Origin of the sequence: Aureimonas altamirensis (genome assembly GCF_001463885.1) — a bacterium.
GTDB lineage: Bacteria > Pseudomonadota > Alphaproteobacteria > Rhizobiales > Rhizobiaceae > Aureimonas > Aureimonas altamirensis.
On the sequence record NZ_BBWQ01000018.1, the window covers coordinates 63,874 to 81,393 of the forward strand.

Annotated in this window: 17 protein-coding genes; 7 read left to right on the top strand and 10 right to left on the bottom strand. The window is 63.7% G+C overall.

The features are described 5' to 3' along the window. Position 1: 1 nt before the first annotated feature. The 6 genes from topA to ruvX form a co-directional block, all read right to left on the bottom strand. Positions 2-2,656, bottom strand: a complete 2,655-nt coding sequence (topA, locus tag AUL31_RS13170; RefSeq protein WP_060607299.1) for a type I DNA topoisomerase — start codon at positions 2,654-2,656, stop codon at positions 2-4. A 131-nt stretch (positions 2,657-2,787) separates the two neighbouring features. Further along, a complete protein-coding gene (gene dprA / locus AUL31_RS13175; RefSeq protein WP_060607302.1) occupies positions 2,788-3,879 on the bottom strand; it encodes a DNA-processing protein DprA in 1,092 nt (363 codons plus the stop codon). 5 nt (positions 3,880-3,884) lie between these two features. Beyond that, on the bottom strand, positions 3,885-4,496 hold the full coding sequence (plsY, locus tag AUL31_RS13180) for a glycerol-3-phosphate 1-O-acyltransferase PlsY (protein WP_060607305.1): 612 nt from the start codon (positions 4,494-4,496) through the stop codon (positions 3,885-3,887). Further along, on the bottom strand, positions 4,493-5,800 hold the full coding sequence (locus AUL31_RS13185; RefSeq protein ID WP_060607308.1) for a dihydroorotase: 1,308 nt from the start codon (positions 5,798-5,800) through the stop codon (positions 4,493-4,495). Before AUL31_RS13185 ends, plsY begins: the two co-directional genes overlap by 4 nt. Then, positions 5,797-6,750, bottom strand: coding sequence for an aspartate carbamoyltransferase catalytic subunit (locus AUL31_RS13190; RefSeq protein ID WP_060607312.1), 954 nt, complete (start codon positions 6,748-6,750; stop codon positions 5,797-5,799). The genes AUL31_RS13185 and AUL31_RS13190 overlap by 4 nt, the downstream gene beginning before the upstream one ends. After that, on the bottom strand, positions 6,747-7,232 hold the full coding sequence (gene ruvX, locus AUL31_RS13195) for a Holliday junction resolvase RuvX (protein ID WP_060607316.1): 486 nt from the start codon (positions 7,230-7,232) through the stop codon (positions 6,747-6,749). Before ruvX ends, AUL31_RS13190 begins: the two co-directional genes overlap by 4 nt. Positions 7,233-7,297: 65 nt before the next feature. On the opposite strand from ruvX, the gene AUL31_RS13200 reads away from it, so the two are divergent. From AUL31_RS13200 to AUL31_RS13225, 6 genes are all read left to right on the top strand, one after another. Continuing rightward, positions 7,298-7,999, top strand: a complete 702-nt coding sequence (locus tag AUL31_RS13200; protein WP_060607320.1) for a metal-dependent hydrolase — start codon at positions 7,298-7,300, stop codon at positions 7,997-7,999. 105 nt (positions 8,000-8,104) lie between these two features. Beyond that, a complete protein-coding gene (gene gatC, locus AUL31_RS13205) occupies positions 8,105-8,392 on the top strand; it encodes an Asp-tRNA(Asn)/Glu-tRNA(Gln) amidotransferase subunit GatC (protein WP_060607323.1) in 288 nt (95 codons plus the stop codon). Positions 8,393-8,437: 45 nt separating this feature from the next. Beyond that, the gene (gene gatA / locus AUL31_RS13210; protein WP_060607327.1) at positions 8,438-9,919 is read left to right on the top strand and encodes an Asp-tRNA(Asn)/Glu-tRNA(Gln) amidotransferase subunit GatA; all 1,482 of its coding nucleotides are present in this window, start codon (positions 8,438-8,440) and stop codon (positions 9,917-9,919) included. 66 nt (positions 9,920-9,985) lie between these two features. After that, positions 9,986-11,482, top strand: a complete 1,497-nt coding sequence (gatB, locus tag AUL31_RS13215; RefSeq protein ID WP_060607330.1) for an Asp-tRNA(Asn)/Glu-tRNA(Gln) amidotransferase subunit GatB — start codon at positions 9,986-9,988, stop codon at positions 11,480-11,482. A 76-nt stretch (positions 11,483-11,558) separates the two neighbouring features. After that, the gene (locus AUL31_RS13220; RefSeq protein WP_409359969.1) at positions 11,559-11,945 is read left to right on the top strand and encodes an NADH:ubiquinone oxidoreductase subunit NDUFA12; all 387 of its coding nucleotides are present in this window, start codon (positions 11,559-11,561) and stop codon (positions 11,943-11,945) included. Between the two features lie 38 nt (positions 11,946-11,983). Next, the gene (locus AUL31_RS13225) at positions 11,984-12,352 is read left to right on the top strand and encodes a DUF2155 domain-containing protein (protein ID WP_244489416.1); all 369 of its coding nucleotides are present in this window, start codon (positions 11,984-11,986) and stop codon (positions 12,350-12,352) included. Positions 12,353-12,421: 69 nt separating this feature from the next. On the opposite strand, the gene AUL31_RS13230 is transcribed toward AUL31_RS13225, so the two are convergent. The 4 genes from AUL31_RS13230 to AUL31_RS13245 all read right to left on the bottom strand — a co-directional run bounded on the left by AUL31_RS13230 (position 12,422) and on the right by AUL31_RS13245 (position 16,234). Then, positions 12,422-12,694, bottom strand: a complete 273-nt coding sequence (locus AUL31_RS13230; protein ID WP_060604092.1) for a hypothetical protein — start codon at positions 12,692-12,694, stop codon at positions 12,422-12,424. A 1,542-nt stretch (positions 12,695-14,236) separates the two neighbouring features. Next, positions 14,237-14,893 (bottom strand): glutathione S-transferase family protein, encoded by a 657-nt coding sequence (locus AUL31_RS13235; protein WP_244489407.1) that lies wholly within the window; start codon positions 14,891-14,893, stop codon positions 14,237-14,239. After that, on the bottom strand, positions 14,859-15,332 hold the full coding sequence (locus AUL31_RS13240) for a hypothetical protein (RefSeq protein WP_060607333.1): 474 nt from the start codon (positions 15,330-15,332) through the stop codon (positions 14,859-14,861). Before AUL31_RS13240 ends, AUL31_RS13235 begins: the two co-directional genes overlap by 35 nt. 53 nt (positions 15,333-15,385) lie before the next feature. Continuing rightward, positions 15,386-16,234, bottom strand: coding sequence for a 23S rRNA (adenine(2030)-N(6))-methyltransferase RlmJ (locus tag AUL31_RS13245; RefSeq protein WP_060607336.1), 849 nt, complete (start codon positions 16,232-16,234; stop codon positions 15,386-15,388). Between the two features lie 139 nt (positions 16,235-16,373). Here AUL31_RS13245 and AUL31_RS13250 point away from each other — a divergent pair, with 139 nt between their 5' ends. Then, positions 16,374-17,486, top strand: coding sequence for an alkene reductase (locus AUL31_RS13250; protein WP_200801677.1), 1,113 nt, complete (start codon positions 16,374-16,376; stop codon positions 17,484-17,486). Positions 17,487-17,520 lie beyond the last annotated feature (34 nt).

Genomic DNA, 17,520 nt, shown 5'->3' on the forward strand with positions numbered 1-17,520 from the left:
GCTACTCCTTATCCGCCTTCGCCTTCGCGCCGGCCTTTGCCTTGGCGCGGGGCTTGGCCGCAGCCTTGGCCTTGGTCTTCGGCGACGCCGCCTTCTTGGCCGGCGCCTTCTTTACCTTTGCGCCGGTCTTCTCGGCACGCTCGTTCAAAAGCTGGATCGCCTCTTCCAGCGTGACGCTGGCAGGATCCTTGCCCTTGGGCAGGGTGGCGTTCACCTTGCCGGCATTGACATAGGGGCCGAAGCGCCCGTCACGCACGGTGATGGGACCGCCGATGGCAGGATGCTCGCCAAGCGTCGCGATGGCGGCCGGCGTCGAGCGCCCGCGTCCGCCGCGCTCCTTCTTTTCAGCCAGCACGGTGACGGCGCGGTTGAGGCCGACGGAGAATACGTCCTCGATGGATTCGAGGTTGGCGTATGCCCCGTCATGCTGCAGGAACGGACCATAGCGGCCAAGGCCGGCCAGGATGGGTTTGCCGCTTTCCGGGTGGGTTCCGACTTCGCGCGGCAGGTTGATGAGCTTCAATGCCTTGTCGAGGTCGAGTTCGGCCGGCACCCAGCCTTTCGGAAGGGACGAACGTTTGGCTTCCTTGCCATCGCCACGCTGGACATACGGTCCGAAACGCCCGTTGCGAAGCGTGATCGCCTCGCCCGTGACCGGGTCGGTGCCCAATTCCTGCGGGTCATTGGTGGTGTCGGCCGCCTCGGCCGACATATGGGTGCCAAGCTGCCGCGTGAAGCCGCATTCCGGATAGTTGGAGCAGCCCACGAAGGCGCCGAAGCGGCCGAGCTTCAACGACAGCTTGCCATTGCCGCAACGGGGGCAGATGCGCGGGTCTCCGCCATCTTCCCGCTCCGGGAAGACCAGCGGCGCCAGTTCCTCGTTCAGCGCGTCGAGCACGTCGGTGACGCGCAGCTCCTTGGTCTGGTCGACATGCGAGGAGAAGTCGCGCCAGAACTCGCGCAGCACATCCTTCCACGACAGCTCTCCCGCGGAGATCTGGTCGAGCTTGCCTTCCAGGTCGGCGGTGAAGTCATACTCGACATACTTGTCGAAGAAGTTGTGCAGGAAGGCCGTCACCAGCCGGCCTTTGGAGTCCGGCAGCAGCTTACGCTTATCCTGCACGATGTATTCGCGGTCCTCCAGCGTCTGCAACGTGGCCGCATAGGTGGACGGCCGGCCGATGCCGAGCTCTTCCATCTTCTTGATCAGCGATGCTTCCGAGTAGCGCGGGGGCGGCTCGGTGAAGTGCTGGCTGGAATCGATGCCGAGGCGCTTGAGGTCTTCGCCCTCGCGCACTTCCGGCAGGCGCGCCGACTCATCGTCGTCATCCTGCGCGTCCGCCGTGGGGCGGCTGTCGTCCCGGTGGTCGATATAGGCTCCGATAAAGCCGTCGAACCGGATGACCGAGCCGGTGGCGCGCAGATTGGCCTTGCTGCCGCCGTTCTCGGCCAGGATGTCGACCGTGGTGCGCTCGATCTCGGCCGACGCCATCTGGCTGGCGATGGCCCGCTTCCAGACGAGTTCGTAGAGCCGCGCCTGATCCCTGTCCAGAAACCGCTCCATATCCTTCGGATGGCGGTCGAAGCTGGTGGGGCGGATCGCCTCGTGCGCTTCCTGCGCGTTCTTGGCCTTGGTGGAATAGAAGCGTGGCTTCTCTGGCAGATACCGCTCGCCGAAGGTGGAGGCGATCGCCTTGCGCGCGGCGGTGACCGCCTCCGGCGCCATCTGGACGCCGTCCGTACGCATATAGGTGATGAGACCGACGGTCTCGCCACCAATATCCATGCCTTCGTACAGGCGCTGCGCCACCTGCATCGTGCGCGATGCCGAGAAGCCGAGCTTGGCGGAGGCTGCCTGCTGCAGCGTCGAGGTGGTGAAGGGCGGGCCGGGATTGCGCTTCGTGGGCTTGGCTTCGACACCCGTGGCGCGGAAGCTTGCCCCCTCCAGCATGGAGCCGATCTTGCCCGCCAGCTCGCCATTGTTGACGCCCAGCCTGTCAAGCTTCTTGCCGTCGAAACCGGTCAGCCGCGCGGTGAAGCCTTCGGAGCGTGGTGTTTCGAGCCGGGCGAGGATTTTCCAGTATTCTTCCGGCTTGAAGCGCTCGATCTCGGATTCGCGGTCACAGACGAGGCGCAGCGCCACCGACTGCACACGGCCGGCCGACCGTGCGCCCGGCAATTTGCGCCACAATACGGGCGAAAGGGTAAAGCCGACGAGGTAGTCCAGCGCGCGGCGCGCCAGATAGGCGTCCACCAGCGGCGCGTCGATCTCGCGCGGGTTGGCCATGGCTTCCAGCACGGCCTGCTTGGTGATGGCGTTGAAGACGACGCGGCGTACCGGCTTCTGGCCGATGACGCGCTTCTGCCGCAAAACCTCCAGCACATGCCAGGAAATGGCCTCGCCCTCGCGGTCGGGGTCGGTGGCGAGGATGACGCCATCCGCGCTTTTGACCGCCTGGGCGATTTCGCTCAACCGCTTCTGGCTCGGCTTGTCGACTTCCCATTCCATGAAAAAGTCGTCGTCCGGACGCACGGAGCCGTCCTTGGGCGGCAGGTCGCGCACATGCCCGAACGAAGCGAATACCTTGTAGTCGCTTCCAAGATACTTGTTGATCGTCTTCGCTTTGGCCGGCGATTCGACGATGACGACGTCCATAGGCAATGTGTCCCGGATGTTTGTTGCGGGGCGGCCGATTCCACCACCCCGCCCGAATCATGGTGCTGCGCTCACATGGACAGCGCGGTTGCGCCGGTCAAGTCCGACAGTGGAATCCGCCGGCCGGCAGATCAACGGTAAAGCGATACCCGACCACCGGCATGACGCTGCAACCGGCCCGCCAGATCCAGCTCCATCAACAACTGCTGGATGCGGCGCGCGGAGCTGCCCGTATGCGCCACCAGCTCGTCCACGGTCACCGGTGCCGTGCCCAGAGCATCGACAACGATGCTGTCTTCTGCGGCCACAACGCCCTCGACGCCGATCGCGCTGCAAAGGCCGGTTTGTGGCCCAGCCTCCAGCCCGAGCGCCTCGGCGAGGTCGGCTCCGTCGCGTATCAAAACCGCGCCCTGGCGGATCAGAAGGTTCGGCCCCGCCGCCCGAGCGTCGAGCGGAGAGCCGGGAACAGCCATCACCGGCCGTCCCATCTCCTGCGCCAGGCGGGCGCTGATGAGAGAGCCGGAACGCAAGGCGGCCTCAACCACCAGTAAGCCATCCGCGAGCCCGGCCACCAGCCTGTTGCGGCGTGGAAAATCGGCCGCACGGGCCGTCCAGCCGAATGGCATTTCCGATATCAGGCACCCGCCATGATCGAGGATCCGCCGCATGAGCGGCTTGTTCTCGGGGGGATACGGCCTGTCGAGCCCGCCGGCGAAGATGCCTGCCGTGCCGGTGGCAAGGCTGCCCTCATGCGCTGCGGCGTCTATCCCGCGCGCCAGGCCGGACACGACCGACAGCCCGGCCTGGCCCGCGGCCTCTGCAAGGCTGCGCGCGAGGCGGCTGCCGGCCAGAGAAGCATTGCGTGCGCCGACGATGGCAAGCGCCCGCCGCTTCGGCAGGGCTGCATCGCCCATCACCGTCAACACGGGTGGCGGCGGCGTCAGCCGCGCCAGAGCAGGCGGATAATCGGCCTCGCCATGAAAGAGGATGCGTGCGCCGAAGCGCGTGGCCTTCTCGATTTCCGTTTCGGCCTGCGCACGGTCTGCCGGCTGGAAGCGGCGGCCGGCGTTGCCGCCCCGGTCCGAGATCGCCCGTACCGCGCTTACGGCATCGCCATGCGCGGCGATCAGCGCCTTGAAGCTTGCAGGCCCGATGCCCCGTCCGCGCGCGAGTTGCAGGCGGGCCAGCTTCTCTTCATCCGGAAGGACCGCATCCGAGGGCATTGCGTTCAGCCCTTCGAACCAATTTTCGCTTCGGTTCCAGAGGCAAGGCGGCGGATGTTGGCATGATGCTTCAGGTAAACCAGTACGGTCAGAAGTGCTGCCAGACCCGCTATGATGTCATATCCCAGCAGCCAGAGGGCGACCGGAACGACGAGTGTCGCCGTCAGGGCCGCCAGCGATGAATAGCGAAACAGCAGCGCCATCCCGAGCCAGACGGCCACAAAGATGGCGACGCCCAAGGGGGCAAGGCCCAGCAGAATGCCGATATAGGTGGCGACACCCTTGCCACCCTTGAAACCCAGCCAGACGGGAAAGAGATGGCCGAGAAAGGCAAAAAGGCCCGCCGTGCAGGCAGCCTCGACACCCCAGCGCCAGCACACCAGGACGGGGACTGTGCCCTTGAGGATATCGCCGGCCAAAGTCAGCGCGGCCAATGGCTTGTTGCCGGTTCTTAAGGCATTGGTGGCGCCGATATTGCCGGAGCCGATCTTGCGGATATCCCCAAAGCCGAAGGCCCGTGCCAGCACGAGGCCGAAGGGTATGCTGCCGCATAGATAGCCGATGCATGCGGCCAGTAACGCGGTCTGTACGGACAGGTCCCCCGGCATCGCTATCATGCATCATCCTCCGCCAATCGATAGACGACCTTTCCGCCGACGATGGTACAGACGGCACGGCCCTGGAAGCGGGCATTTTCGAATGCGGTGTTTTTCTGCAACGAGCGGATATCGCCGGGGCCGAAGATGAAAGGCCGGTCCAGATCGACGAGGGCGATGTCGGCCGGCTTGCCCGGCGCCAGCGTACCGCCATCCAGCTTCAGCAGCCGCGCCGGACCGATTGTCAAGGCGGAAAGCAGGCGCATCAGGGGCACTGCGCCGGAGTGATACAGCCGCAAGGCCGCAGGCAAAAGGCTTTCCAGGCCGATGGCGCCGGCCGCTGCCTCGGCAAAGGGGCGGCGCTTCACGTCGGCATCCTGCGGATCGTGCGAGGAAACGATAATGTCCAGCGTACCGTCGACCAGCGCATCCACCATGGCCTGCCTGTCTTCCTCGCGGCGCAGTGGCGGCGACAGGCGGAAGAAGGTGCGATACTCACCGATATCGTTTTCGTTCAGCGTCAAGTGGTTGATGGAGACGCCCGCGGTCGCCGACACGCCCTTGTCCTTGGCGAGGCGCATGGCATCCACCGACAGGCCGCACGAAAGCTGCGCCGCGTGATATCGAACGCCCGTCAGCGCGGCCAACCGCAGGTCGCGTTCCAGCGGTATGGTTTCGGCCTCGCGCGGGATGCCCGGCAAGCCCAGCCATGAGGCGAGCAGCCCTTCGTTCATCACGCCCGAGCCGGTCAGCGCCTCATCCTGTGTCTCGTGGCAGAACAAGGCGTCGAAATCGCGCACATAAGTCATGATGCGGCGGATCAGCGCCGGATTGGACAGGGTGCGGCGCCCCTCGGTGAATGTATGGACCCCGGCCTCGGTAAGAATGCCGATCTCCGACATTTCCTGGCCCAGCAGGCCGCGCGTCAGTGCGGCGGAGGGAAACACGTTGACGGCGCATGTCTCGCGCGCGGTGCGCATGACGAACTGCGCCAGCGCAACCTCGTCGATTACCGGGTTTGTGTCCGGCATGGTCAGGATGGAGGTGACGCCTCCGGCCGCCGCAGCCTCTCCGACCGAATGGATCGTCTCGCGATGCTCGAAACCCGGTTCGCCGATGAACACCCGGGCATCCACAAGGCCCGGCATGGCAAGAAGGCCGCGCGCGTCGATGACATCGGCGCCGTCGGGATGGCCGGCATTCAGGGCATCGCGCCCGCAGGCCGCCACCACGCCGTCCCGAACGATGATCGCGCCGACCTCGTCCAGATTGCGCGACGGGTCGATTATCCTTGCATTTTCAATGACGAGCGGGCGGGTTCTCATGCATTGTCTCCGTCGTTTCCGGCCAGCCATTCCATGACGGCCATGCGCACGGCGACGCCCATTTCCACCTGTTCCTCGATCACGCTTTGCGGCCCGTCGGCAATGCCGGAGGCGATTTCCACACCGCGGTTCATGGGGCCGGGATGCATGACAAGCGCATCGGGCCGTGCCAGCGAAAGCTTTTCGGCGTCCAGTCCGAAATGCCGGAAATATTCGCGGACAGAGGGCACGAACGCACCCTCCATGCGCTCGCGCTGAAGGCGCAACATCATCACCACGTCGACGTCGCGCAGGCCCTCGGCCATGTTGCGGTGGACGCTGACACCCATGTCCTCGATGCCGGATGGCATCAGGGTGGATGGGCCAACCACGCGGACTTCGGCGCCCAATGCGTTGAGAAGCAGGATGTTGGACCGTGCGACGCGGCTGTGCAGAACGTCGCCGCAGATGGCGACGGACAGTCCGGCGACACGGCCTTTTCTACGCCGGATGGTGAGCGCGTCCAGAAGCGCCTGCGTCGGATGCTCGTGTGCACCGTCGCCGGCATTGACGACGGAGCAATCGACCTTCTGTGCCAGCAGCGCCACCGCGCCGGCTGCGTGATGGCGCACCACGAGGATATCGGGCCGCATCGCATTCAGCGTCATTGCCGTATCGACGAGGGTTTCACCCTTCTTCACCGAGGAATTGGCCACCGACATGTTCATGACGTCGGCGCCGAGGCGTTTGCCTGCCAGCTCGAACGACGATTGCGTGCGGGTGGACGCTTCGAAGAAGAGGTTGATCTGCGTACGCCCCTTCAGGGCGGACTTCTTCTTGTCGCGCGAGCGGCTGACGGCGATCTCGCTGTCGGCGAGATCGAGCAAATGGTGGATTTCCGGCAGCGAAAGCTGCGCGATCCCGGTCAGGTGCCGGCGCGTCGGGGCGGGGGTGGTCTGTGCTGGGCTCATATCGAGTCCTGCTCATAGGCCAGCCCGGCCAGCCTGTCGAGCGCACCTTGCAGGATGAAGGCAGCCGCCGCCGAATCGATCTTCGCGGCGCGCTTGCGGCGCGACAGGTCGGCCTCGATCATGCCGCGCTCGGCCGCGACGGTGGAAAGCCGCTCGTCCCAGAAGGCGATGGGCCTCTCGTCCAGCCGGCTGTAATTGCGCGCGAACGCCCGTGTCGACTGGACACGCGGCCCTTCGCTGCCATCCATGTTGAGCGGCAGCCCCAGCACGATGGCGCCGCAGCGGGCTTCGTCCAGCGCCTTGCGCAGGGCCACCGCATCCTGGGTGAACTTCACGCGGGCCAGCACGGGGCGCGGCGTGGCGAACCGCAGGCCGAGGTCCGACACGGCAAGGCCGATGGTCTTGGTGCCGAGGTCGAGCCCGGCAACCACGGTTCCGGCGGGCAGAAGGGCGGAAAGATCCGCAATTTCCACGATGGCCATCGGTTCTTGATCCTCCGGGGTGTGGCGTCACATATGGCGTATCACGCACGCGGAGCGCTTCTAGCATGAGACTGACCTATTACGGCCATTCGGCCTTCCGGATCGAGGCCGGATCGAGCACGATTCTCGTCGATCCGTTCCTGACGGGGAATCGCCACTTCACCGGCGATGTCGCCGAGGTGGCAAAGGGCGTCACGCATATCGCGCTGACGCACGGTCATTCCGACCATGTTGGCGATACGCTGGAAATAGCCCGGCAGACCGATGCGCGCGTGATCGGCAATTTCGAGCTGGCAAGCTGGCTGGCCGGAAAGGGCGTTGCAAACGTGGAGCCCGGCAATACCGGCGGCACACTCCGCTTCGACGACTTTTCCGTCACCTTCACCCAGGCATTCCACTCTTCCGGCAATGTCGAGGAGGACGGGCAGGTAACCTATCTTGGAATGCCGAACGGGCTGGTCTTCCATTTTTCCGACGGGCCCAGCATCTATCACATGGGCGATACCGACATCTTCGGCGACATGGCCCTGATCCAGGAGTTGCATCACCCGCAGATCGGCCTGGTGCCGATGGGCGATCGCTTCACCATGGGCGCGGCCGTCGCGGCGCTTGCCTGCCGCCGCTACTTCACCTTCCAGAAGATCGTGCCGATCCATTGGGGCACGTTCCCGCCGCTCGACCAGGGCACCGAGCGTTTCGAGGAAGCCATGGACGAGGACGCATCGCGCGTCCTCAAGCCGCGGATCGGCGTGCCCTTCGAGGTTTGACGCCCTGCAGCCAAAGTGCGTTCGGGTGGCACCGTTGCCCCCGGACGCCCGGCCCGATATAGCGACGGGGCAAACCTCGTCATCCCTGTTTGGAAGGCCGTACCCGTGTCCGTCGATAAAGAAACCGTCCGTCGCGTCGCCCGCCTGGCGCGCATCGCCGTTTCCGAAGACCAGCTCGATTCGATGCAGGGCGAGTTGAACGCCATTCTCGGCTTCGTCGAGCAACTGGGCGAAGTGGATGTCGAGGGCGTGGAGCCGATGACCTCGGTGACGCCCATGGCCATGAAGAAGCGGCAGGATAGCGTGACGGACGGCAACAAGGTGGCCGACATCCTCGCCAATGCGCCCGCGTCCGAAGACAATTATTTCGTCGTGCCGAAAGTGGTCGAGTAGGCCAGTCAACCGCCCGTCCACGCTTTCAAGAACTGCGATATCACGATGACCGAACCGACAAGCCTTACCATTGCAGAAGCGCGCGATGCGCTGAAGGCGCGCAGCCTGTCCGCCGTCGAGCTGACCGACGCCTATCTCGCCGCGATCGAAGCCGCGAACCCGGCCTTCAACGCCTATGTCAGCGTTACCGCCGACAAGGCGCGGGGCATGGCGCAGGCCTCGGACGCGCGGTTGGCAGCCGGCACGGCCGGCGCGCTGGAGGGTATCCCCCTCGGCGTCAAGGACCTGTTCGCCACCGAGGGCGAGCACACCCAGGCGGCCAGCCATATCCTGGACGGCTTTCGCCCCCGCTACGAATCCACCGTCACGGCCAATCTGTGGGCCGATGGCGCGGTAATGCTCGGCAAACTCAACATGGACGAGTTCGCCATGGGCTCGTCCAACGAGACCAGCCATTACGGCCCGGTGGTCAACCCCTGGCGCGCCGAGGGCTCCAACCGGAACCTCGTTCCCGGCGGGTCGTCCGGTGGTTCGGCCGCGGCCGTCGCTGCGCATCTGTGCGCCGGCGCGACGGCCACCGATACCGGCGGCTCCATCCGCCAGCCGGCTGCCTTCACCGGAACGGTCGGAATCAAGCCCACCTATGGCCGCTGCTCGCGCTGGGGTACGGTGGCTTTCGCCTCGTCGCTGGATCAGGCCGGCCCCATCGCGCGCGATGTCCGCGATGCCGCCATTTTGCTGAAATCGATGGCCTCGGTGGACGACAAGGACACCACCTCGGTGGACCGGCCCGTTCCGGATTACGAGGCTTCGGTCGGCCGGTCGGTGAAGGGAATGCGCATCGGCATCCCGCGCGAGTACCGCGTGGACGGCATGCCGGAAGAGATCGAGGCGCTTTGGCAACAGGGCATTGCGTGGCTGCGCGATGCTGGCGCGGACATCGTGGACGTGTCGCTGCCCCATACGAAATATGCCCTGCCGGCCTATTACATCGTGGCTCCGGCAGAGGCGTCGTCCAACCTGGCGCGTTATGATGGCGTGCGCTACGGCCTGCGCGTGCCCGGCAAGGACATCGCCTCGCTGTACGAGAACACGCGGGCGGCCGGCTTTGGGGCGGAGGTCAAGCGCCGCATCCTGATCGGCACCTATGTGCTGTCGGCGGGCTACTACGACGCCTATTACCTGAAAGCGCAGAAAATCCGCACGCTGATCAAGCGGGATTTCGAGACCGTCTTCGCGGATGGCGTGGATGCGCTGCTGACGCCGGCAACGCCCAGCGCGGCCTTCGCCATCGGCGACGAAGAGATGAATTCCGACCCGGTCAAGATGTACCTGAACGACGTGTTCACCGTTACGGTCAACATGGCGGGCCTGCCGGGCATCGCCGTGCCGGCAGGGCTGTCGGGGCAGGGCACGCCGCTGGCGCTGCAGTTGATCGGCCGCCCCTTCGACGAAGAGACGCTGTTTGCGACGGCCTCGGTGATCGAGCAGGCGGCGGGACGTTTCACGCCTGCCAGATGGTGGTAGGCGAATCTTTCCGGCAAGACAGGATGCGCCGTCATGCGGCTGCGTCGAACGATACGAGATAGTTGAATGACCATCGTCGATACGCGCATACCCGATCCGAAGAAGTTTATTTCCGGCGCCACCGGCGATTGGGAAATCATCGTCGGAATGGAAGTCCACGCCCAGGTCCTGTCCGAGGCGAAGCTGTTTTCCGGTGCCTCCACCACCTTCGGCGCCGGGCCGAACGAGAATGTCAGCCTGGTCGACGCGGCGATGCCCGGCATGCTGCCGGTCATCAACGAGGAGTGCGTCCGGCAGGCCGTTCGTACCGGAATCGGCCTGAAGGCGAAGATCAACAATCGCTCGGTCTTCGATCGGAAGAACTACTTCTATCCCGATCTGCCGCAGGGCTACCAGATATCGCAGTTCCAACAGCCGATCGTCGGCGAAGGCATCGTCAAGGTGTCCGTTGGGCCGGATTCGAAAGGCGAGTTCGAGGAGATCGAGGTGGGCATCGAGCGCCTGCACCTCGAGCAGGATGCCGGCAAGTCGATGCACGACCAGCATCCCACCATGTCCTACGTGGACCTGAACCGCTCGGGCGTCGCGCTGATGGAGATCGTCTCCAAGCCCGATATCCGCTCGGCGGAAGAGGCACGCGCCTACCTGACCAAGCTTCGTACGCTTCTGCGCTATCTCGGCACCTGCGACGGCAACATGGATCAGGGCTCCATGCGCGCCGACGTCAACGTGTCGGTGCGCCGTCCGGGGGGCGAGTTCGGGATGCGGTGCGAGATCAAGAACGTCAATTCCATCCGCTTCGTCGGACAGGCCGTCGAAACCGAGGCTCGTCGGCAGATTGCCCTGATCGAGGATGGCGGGACGGTGGAGCAGGAAACGCGCCTCTTCGACCCGGCCAAGGGCGAAACGCGATCGATGCGCACCAAGGAAGACGCGCACGACTACCGCTACTTCCCGGACCCGGATCTTCTGCCGCTGGAGTTCGACGACGCGTTCGTAGCGGCGCTGGGTGAAAAGCTGCCCGAACTGCCGGACGACAAGCGCGCACGCCTGATCGCCGGAGGCCTCTCGGCCTACGACGCGTCCATCCTCGTGTCGGAAAAGGCGATTGCCGACTTTTTCGAGCAGGTTGCCGAAGGGCGCGACGCCAAGCAGGCGGCGAACTGGGTGATCAACGATCTTCTGGGCGCGCTCAACAAGAATGGGCTTTCCATCGACCAGACTCCGGTTAGCGCCGCGCAGATGGGTGCCGTGCTGGACCTGATCCGCGAAGGGGTCATTTCCGGCAAGATCGCCAAGGACCTGTTCGAGATCGTCTGGACGGAGGGCGGCGACCCGCGCGAGCTCGTGGAAAGCCGGGGCCTGAAGCAGGTGACGGATACGGGCGCGATCGAGAAGGCCGTGGACGAGGTGATCGCGGCCAATCCGGACAAGGTCGAGCAGGCCAGGGCCAAGCCGACGCTGGCTGGCTGGTTTGTCGGGCAGGTGATGAGAGCGACGGGCGGCAAAGCCAATCCTCAGGCCGTGAACGACCTGGTCAAGGCGCGGCTGGGGCTGGATTGATTGGACATTTGTGCCGTGTCGGCGCATATGCAGATCAGGCAAGGCCGGGCACGCCCGGCAAACCGGGAATGACGCGATGAAGTTGAAAGACTGGCTCCTGGAAACGTTCACCTGGTGGCACGGCCAGACCATCGGAACCCGCTTTTACACCTGGCGCTTCGGCAAGCGCGTGGGCGAGGATGAGCGCGGCAACGTCTTCTACCAGAATGCCGACGGGTCGCGTCGGTGGGTCGTCTTCAATGGCCCCGTCGAGGCAACGGCCATCGGAACCGGCTGGCACGGCTGGATGCATTTCCGTGTGGATACCCCGCCCTCGCAGGAAGATTATCAGCCGCGCGCGTGGCAGAAGCCGCATCAGCAAAACCTGACGGGCACCGGGCTGGCCTACCGCCCCAAGGGATCGCTTCTCAACACGGCGGAGCGCCCGCGCGTTACCGGCGATTACGACGCCTGGCAGCCGTGAGCCTTTCCACCTTCTGCAAGCGAACGGCATTCGCTGCCGTGGCTGTCGTCGTGGCTGCGATACCGGCTGACGCAGCACGGCTGGAAAACCGCGTTGCCGTGTTTTCGGGGCTCGACAAGATTACGGGCCGGATCACCAGTTTCGACGCCTATGTGAACGAGACTGTGCAGTTCGGCACCCTGCAGGTTACGCCGCGCGTCTGCTACAGCCGTTCGCCGGACGAAGCGCCCAAGACCGACAGCTTCGTAGAGGTGGACGAGATTACCCTGGAGCGTGAAATCCGGCGTATCTTTACCGGGTGGATGTTTGCGGATTCACCGGGCCTGAATGCCGTGGAGCATCCGGTCTACGATGTCTGGCTGAAAGATTGCCGAGACGATTCCAGCGTGCCGCCGCCGCAGGGCTGACGGCGGGCCTGGCCGCTCGCCTTGGGCGAGGGGGCGGAAGCGCGGACGAAACCGCCCCACCGCCAACCTCTAATAGTAGTTCACTTCCCAATCCGCGAGGGCGTGCTGGATGCACTCCCTTGCGAGCTCAAGCCGCATCCGGTTGAGTTGCGACTGGCGGATCTGCCAACGCCGTTGAGCTGCTGTCTTCACCAGCTTGCGCGCGACGAAAAGCAGGTCTTCGGGAACGATTCTGTGGGCAATGCCCGTGAATGCATCCACCGGCAGGAGATAGCCGTCTTCCGTCTCGATGAGACGTCCGGGGATAAGCCTCCATTCGCCGGTCTTGAACCGGACGTGCATCAGCCTTCCAAGGGCGGAAGGAATGATGCAGACGGTGGAGGAAATATGTTAGAGGATGGATTAGCCATGATGCTCTGAACTCCGTGAAAGAGCGTTACGGTTAGGCCCGGTGTGGGAGTGCCAGCTCCCCATCGGGCCGATTAGCTTTATAGGAATAAAGTTGCAGGACGGCAATCGACCTCCTGTATTTTGCCTGCTACGAGCGCGGCATCGGGGCAAAGCAGTAAAGCGTTGCGCCAGCCCGACGCTGCCTTGGACGATGAGCCTCCAAGGCTGAGGCAACAGGCTTGTCCTCGATGAGGAGTGAGAGCGATGGTTCTACCAATCGTGATCACGCTACACGTGAGAAAGACCCGGAGCGGCTGGCAGGCCAAGCTCCGGATCATGCTTCTCATTAAGTAGTGCAACGTCCCCGGGTGCGTCGCTCGGGGACACTCCTGACAATAATCGGCTTCCGGTCCTGCATCAAGTCGACCGGTCGACTAACTCATATCAGATATAGGAATCCTAGCACCTTTTCGCTAAAGGCGATTGCGTCGGCGCGTCCTATGGGCGGCCGGCATCGGGGCGAAGCAGAAAAGCGTTGCGCCAGCCCGACGCTGCCTTGGACGATGAGCCTCCAAGGCTGAGGCAACAGGCTTGTCCTCGATCAGGAGTGAGAGCGATGGTTCTACCGATCGTAATCACGCTGCGCATCAGAAAAACCCGGAGCGGCTGGCTGGCCAAGCTCCGGATAATATTTCTGACAGTGTAGTGAAAGGCCCTCGGGTGTTAGAGCACCTGGGGGCCACTTCTGAAGATAGCGGCGCTACAAGCCTCGATCAAGTGGCCCAAAAAATAATCATTCAGATATTCGATATAGGAATCGATGCGCCGTTTCGCTAAAGGCGATTACGTCGGCTTGTGCTATGGGCGGCCGGCATCGGGGCGAAGCAGAAAAGCGTTGCGCCAGCCCAACGCTGCCTTGGACGATGAGCCTCCAAGGCTGAGGCAACAGGCTTGTCCTCGATCAGGAGTGAGAGCGATGGTTCTACCGTTCGTGATCACGCTACACATCAGAAAAACCCGGAGCGGCTGGCAGGCCAAGCTCCGGGTGATTATTCTGGTCAGGTAGTGAAAAGCCCTCGGGTGTAACAGCACCCGGGGGCACTTCTGAAGATAGCGGCGCTACAAGCCTCGATCAAGTGGCCCGAAAAATAATCATTCAGATATTCGATATAGGAATCGATGCGCCGTTTCGCTAAAGGGGATTGCGTCGGCTTGTTCTATGGGCCGCCGGCATCGGGGCGAAGCAGAAAAGCGTTGCGCCAGCCCAACGCTGCCTTGGACGATGAGCCTCCAAGGCTGAGGCAACAGGCTTGCCCTCGATGAGGAGTGTGATCACACTACATGTTAGAAAAACCCGGAGTGGCTGGCAGGCCAAGCTCCGGGTAACAATTCTAGCAAGTTAGTGTCAGTCCCCGGGTGCGCAAACACCCGGGGGCGCTCCGGACGATAGGCGAAACGGCTCCGTCCATCAAGCCAGTTTCGCCCTACGTTCGGTCACGCCATAGGCTTCAATTCCTCGAACGCCGGATAGGACTTTGCGAACTCCTCCAGCCAGCGGACAAGATTGGGGTTCTCACCTTCCCATTCACCGCCGAAACGGAGGGACAACCATCCGAGATCTGCGGCCAGCGCAAAATGAGCGATATTCGGCTGATCGGGCAGGGCGGCAACTTCGCCGTCCAGCACTTTCAGGGCACGCATCGCACGGCCCCACTGCTTGTCCATCATCGGCTGGTAGCGCATCTCCTCCGGCCGGTAGCGGACTTCATAGAGACGCAGCTGCGCACATTCGGTGGCGCCGTCGATCAGCGACTCCGTGCGCTTGGCCTGCAGCCATGCTTCCATGGTCTGCGGTATCAGGAGATTTCCGCTCAGCCTGTCGAAATATTCGCAGATGACCTTGCTGTCATGCACGGAGGTTCCGTCGTCGAGAATCAGAACCGGGATCTTGCCCAGCGCGTTCGCCTCGATCAGTTCGGCCGGCGCGGAGCCGGTATCCGTAGGGACGAGCTCCAGCATGAGGTCGCAATGGTGCGCGGCCAGGCGGACCTTCGATGCATAGGGCGAAGGCTTGGAATACATAAGTCGCATGATGATTCCCGATGCAGGGGCTGCGTCAGAAGCGACGCAGCGATTGGCAGTTTGCGCCATAGACGCGCCAGGCATCATAGCCGAGGAAGCAGCCTTCCGCGCGCCAACCCACACCAGCGAAGCCCATCGGGTATTCGATGACGTAGTAGACGTTGTTGGCCGTGGTGCCGCCCTTGTAGTCGCCGCCGGTCACCAGGGCCTGCCCCTGGCAATAGCGGCGCTCGACGGTGCGCAGCCCGATGGCGGGGAAGTATGCCTTCTCCTGGAGTCCGGCAAACTCCATCACGGCCAGCGGACGTCCCTGTACGTTGGGTGCACCGTACTCGAACTGATCCTCGATCTTCGCAAGGACGCGCGGATCGTTGCACGCGGGCAGGTTGCTGCGAACCACGACGGCCGTCTGTGCCTCCGGCACTGCGCGAAAATAATCGGCGGCCTGAGCGGCCCCCGCCGCAAGGCTGGCCATCACGCTTGTCGCGGCCAGAATACCGAGCTTCATGACTGTTTCGTCCCCTCAGGCGGTATGAGATATGCAACTGCTGGTAACATAGCTCATATGCGCTCCGCCGCCAGCACATTGATGCCACAATGCGCCGTGGACGAAGTGGAGAGGACAGGCAGCAACACTTCCATTATGGTTTGGGCTTCCTGCGCGAAGCCGTAGGGCGGGTTTATGACCACCAGTCCGGAGCCGCCGAGCCTGTCTTCGGCACCAAAATCCTCGCGCAGGAAATCGAGCGCCAGAATATCCGGTATGAGGCTGTCCAACAGCGCCTCGTGGAATTGGGCAACGTCCGACTTTCGCTTGATGGGATACCATACCGCGAACGTCCCGCCCGCCCAGCGGCGAACGGCCTTTTGCAGATGCTCCACGATGCGCCGGAACTCGCCCGCCTCCTCGAAGGGAGGGTCGATCAGCACCATTCCGCGCTTTTCCTTGGGCGGCAGATGCGCGCCGAGCGCAAGCCAGCCGTCCAGATGAATAGCCTTTACCTGCACGTCGCCGGCGAAATTATCGGCCAGTGTCCTTGCGTCCTCCGGGTGCAGTTCGTAGGCCGAAAGCCTGTCCTGGGGGCGCAGCAGACGACGGATCAGCATCGGCGAGCCGGGATAGGCCCTGTGGCCGGGCCGACTGTCGACCGTTTCGACCGCATCGGCGTAGGCGGCCAGAAGCGGGTGCGATCGCGCGTCGCTTGCCATGAAGAGGTCGATGCCGGCCTTTGCCTCGCCGGTGCGCAATGCCGCCTCGGATGCCAGGTCGTAAACACCGATACCGGCATGGGTATCGTAGACGCGGAACGCCTTGTCCTTGCGCTTGAAGCTTTCCACAAGCCGGGCCAGAAGCGCGTGCTTGTGCACATCGGCGAAATTTCCCGCATGGAATGCGTGTCGATAATTCAAGTGCTTGCCGCCTTGTCTCGCTTTTGCGAACGCTCCGTTCATGGTTTGCCGGACGCGCCAGGAGTTTGCCGTAGCCATATCGAGGAACTCTGCCCGCCGGAAGCGTGTTCGTTCCGGATCAATGAAGAGGGGAATATCCGTGAGCCATCACAAGCTATTCGAGCCGGTCGATCTCGGTCCCGTGCGCCTGCAGAACCGTGTCGCCATGGCGCCGCTGACGCGCTCGCGGGCAACGCCGGACGGCGTGCCGCAAGACATGCATATCGACTATTATCGCCAGCGCGCCGGTACAGGGCTGATCATCGCAGAGGCGACCAACATTTCCGCCGAGGGCCGTGGTTATGCTTGGACACCGGGAATCTGGACCGATTCCCAGGTTGTCGGGTGGCGCAAGGTGACGGATGCCGTCCACGAGGCCGGCGGCCACATCTACCTTCAGCTCTGGCATGTCGGACGCGTGTCCCACCCCGACCTGCAGCCCGGTGGCGCTTTGCCCGTGGCGCCCTCCGCGGTCAAGGCGAATGGCCAGAGCTTCACCGAGGCCGGCATGCAGGACATGGTAACGCCGCGCGCGCTGGATATTTCCGAATTGCCGCGCGTTGTGGACGATTACAGGCATGCCGCCAGGCAGGCCAAAATTGCCGGGTTCGATGGCGTCGAGATCCATTCGGCCAATGGCTATCTTCTGGACCAGTTCCTGCGCGACGGCGCCAACAAGCGCACCGATGCCTATGGCGGCTCCGTTGAAAACCGGTTGTGTTTCCCGCTAGAGGTGGTCGACGCGGTAACCGAGATCTGGGGCCCCGAGCGCACCGGTATCCGGATATCGCCGGTGAGCCCGGCCAACGATCTGATCGATAGCGATCCGGCGAAGGTGTTCGTGCCCTACGTGGAAGAGCTGTCGCGCCGCAAGCTCGTCTACCTGCATGTCATCGAAGGCGCCACGCGGGGCGACCGCGATGTCAACCGCTTCAAGCCCTGGAGCCTGAAGGACCATTTTTCCGGTCTCTACATGGCCAATAACGGCTACACGCGCGAGCTGGCCCTGGAGCGGGTCGACGCAGGCGAAATCGACATGGCCTGTTTCGGCCGGCCGTTCATCTCCAATCCGGATCTTGTCCGCCGCCTGGAGCTGGGGGCGCCCCTGGCCGAATGGGACGAAAGCACCTTCTATGGCGGCGACGAGCATGGCTACACGGACTATCCGGCACTGACGCCGGAGGAGATCGCCCGGTACAGCAGGGCCGTCTGAGTAGCGCCACGACACATGAGCGATCCGGATGTCT

Bases quoted from the DNA above. Each gene is read 5' to 3' on its own strand.
- topA (WP_060607299.1), bottom strand. From the start codon at position 2,656: ATGGACGTCGTCATCGTCGAATCGCCGGCCAAAGCGAAGACGATCAAC.
- dprA (WP_060607302.1), bottom strand. From the start codon at position 3,879: ATGCCCTCGGATGCGGTCCTTCCGGATGAAGAGAAGCTGGCCCGCCTG.
- plsY (WP_060607305.1), bottom strand. From the start codon at position 4,496: ATGATAGCGATGCCGGGGGACCTGTCCGTACAGACCGCGTTACTGGCC.
- AUL31_RS13185 (WP_060607308.1), bottom strand. From the start codon at position 5,800: ATGAGAACCCGCCCGCTCGTCATTGAAAATGCAAGGATAATCGACCCG.
- AUL31_RS13190 (WP_060607312.1), bottom strand. From the start codon at position 6,750: ATGAGCCCAGCACAGACCACCCCCGCCCCGACGCGCCGGCACCTGACC.
- ruvX (WP_060607316.1), bottom strand. From the start codon at position 7,232: ATGGCCATCGTGGAAATTGCGGATCTTTCCGCCCTTCTGCCCGCCGGA.
- AUL31_RS13200 (WP_060607320.1), top strand. From the start codon at position 7,298: ATGAGACTGACCTATTACGGCCATTCGGCCTTCCGGATCGAGGCCGGA.
- gatA (WP_060607327.1), top strand. From the start codon at position 8,438: ATGACCGAACCGACAAGCCTTACCATTGCAGAAGCGCGCGATGCGCTG.
- gatB (WP_060607330.1), top strand. From the start codon at position 9,986: ATGACCATCGTCGATACGCGCATACCCGATCCGAAGAAGTTTATTTCC.
- AUL31_RS13220 (WP_409359969.1), top strand. From the start codon at position 11,559: ATGAAGTTGAAAGACTGGCTCCTGGAAACGTTCACCTGGTGGCACGGC.
- AUL31_RS13230 (WP_060604092.1), bottom strand. From the start codon at position 12,694: ATGCACGTCCGGTTCAAGACCGGCGAATGGAGGCTTATCCCCGGACGT.
- AUL31_RS13235 (WP_244489407.1), bottom strand. From the start codon at position 14,893: ATGGCGCAAACTGCCAATCGCTGCGTCGCTTCTGACGCAGCCCCTGCA.
- AUL31_RS13240 (WP_060607333.1), bottom strand. From the start codon at position 15,332: ATGAAGCTCGGTATTCTGGCCGCGACAAGCGTGATGGCCAGCCTTGCG.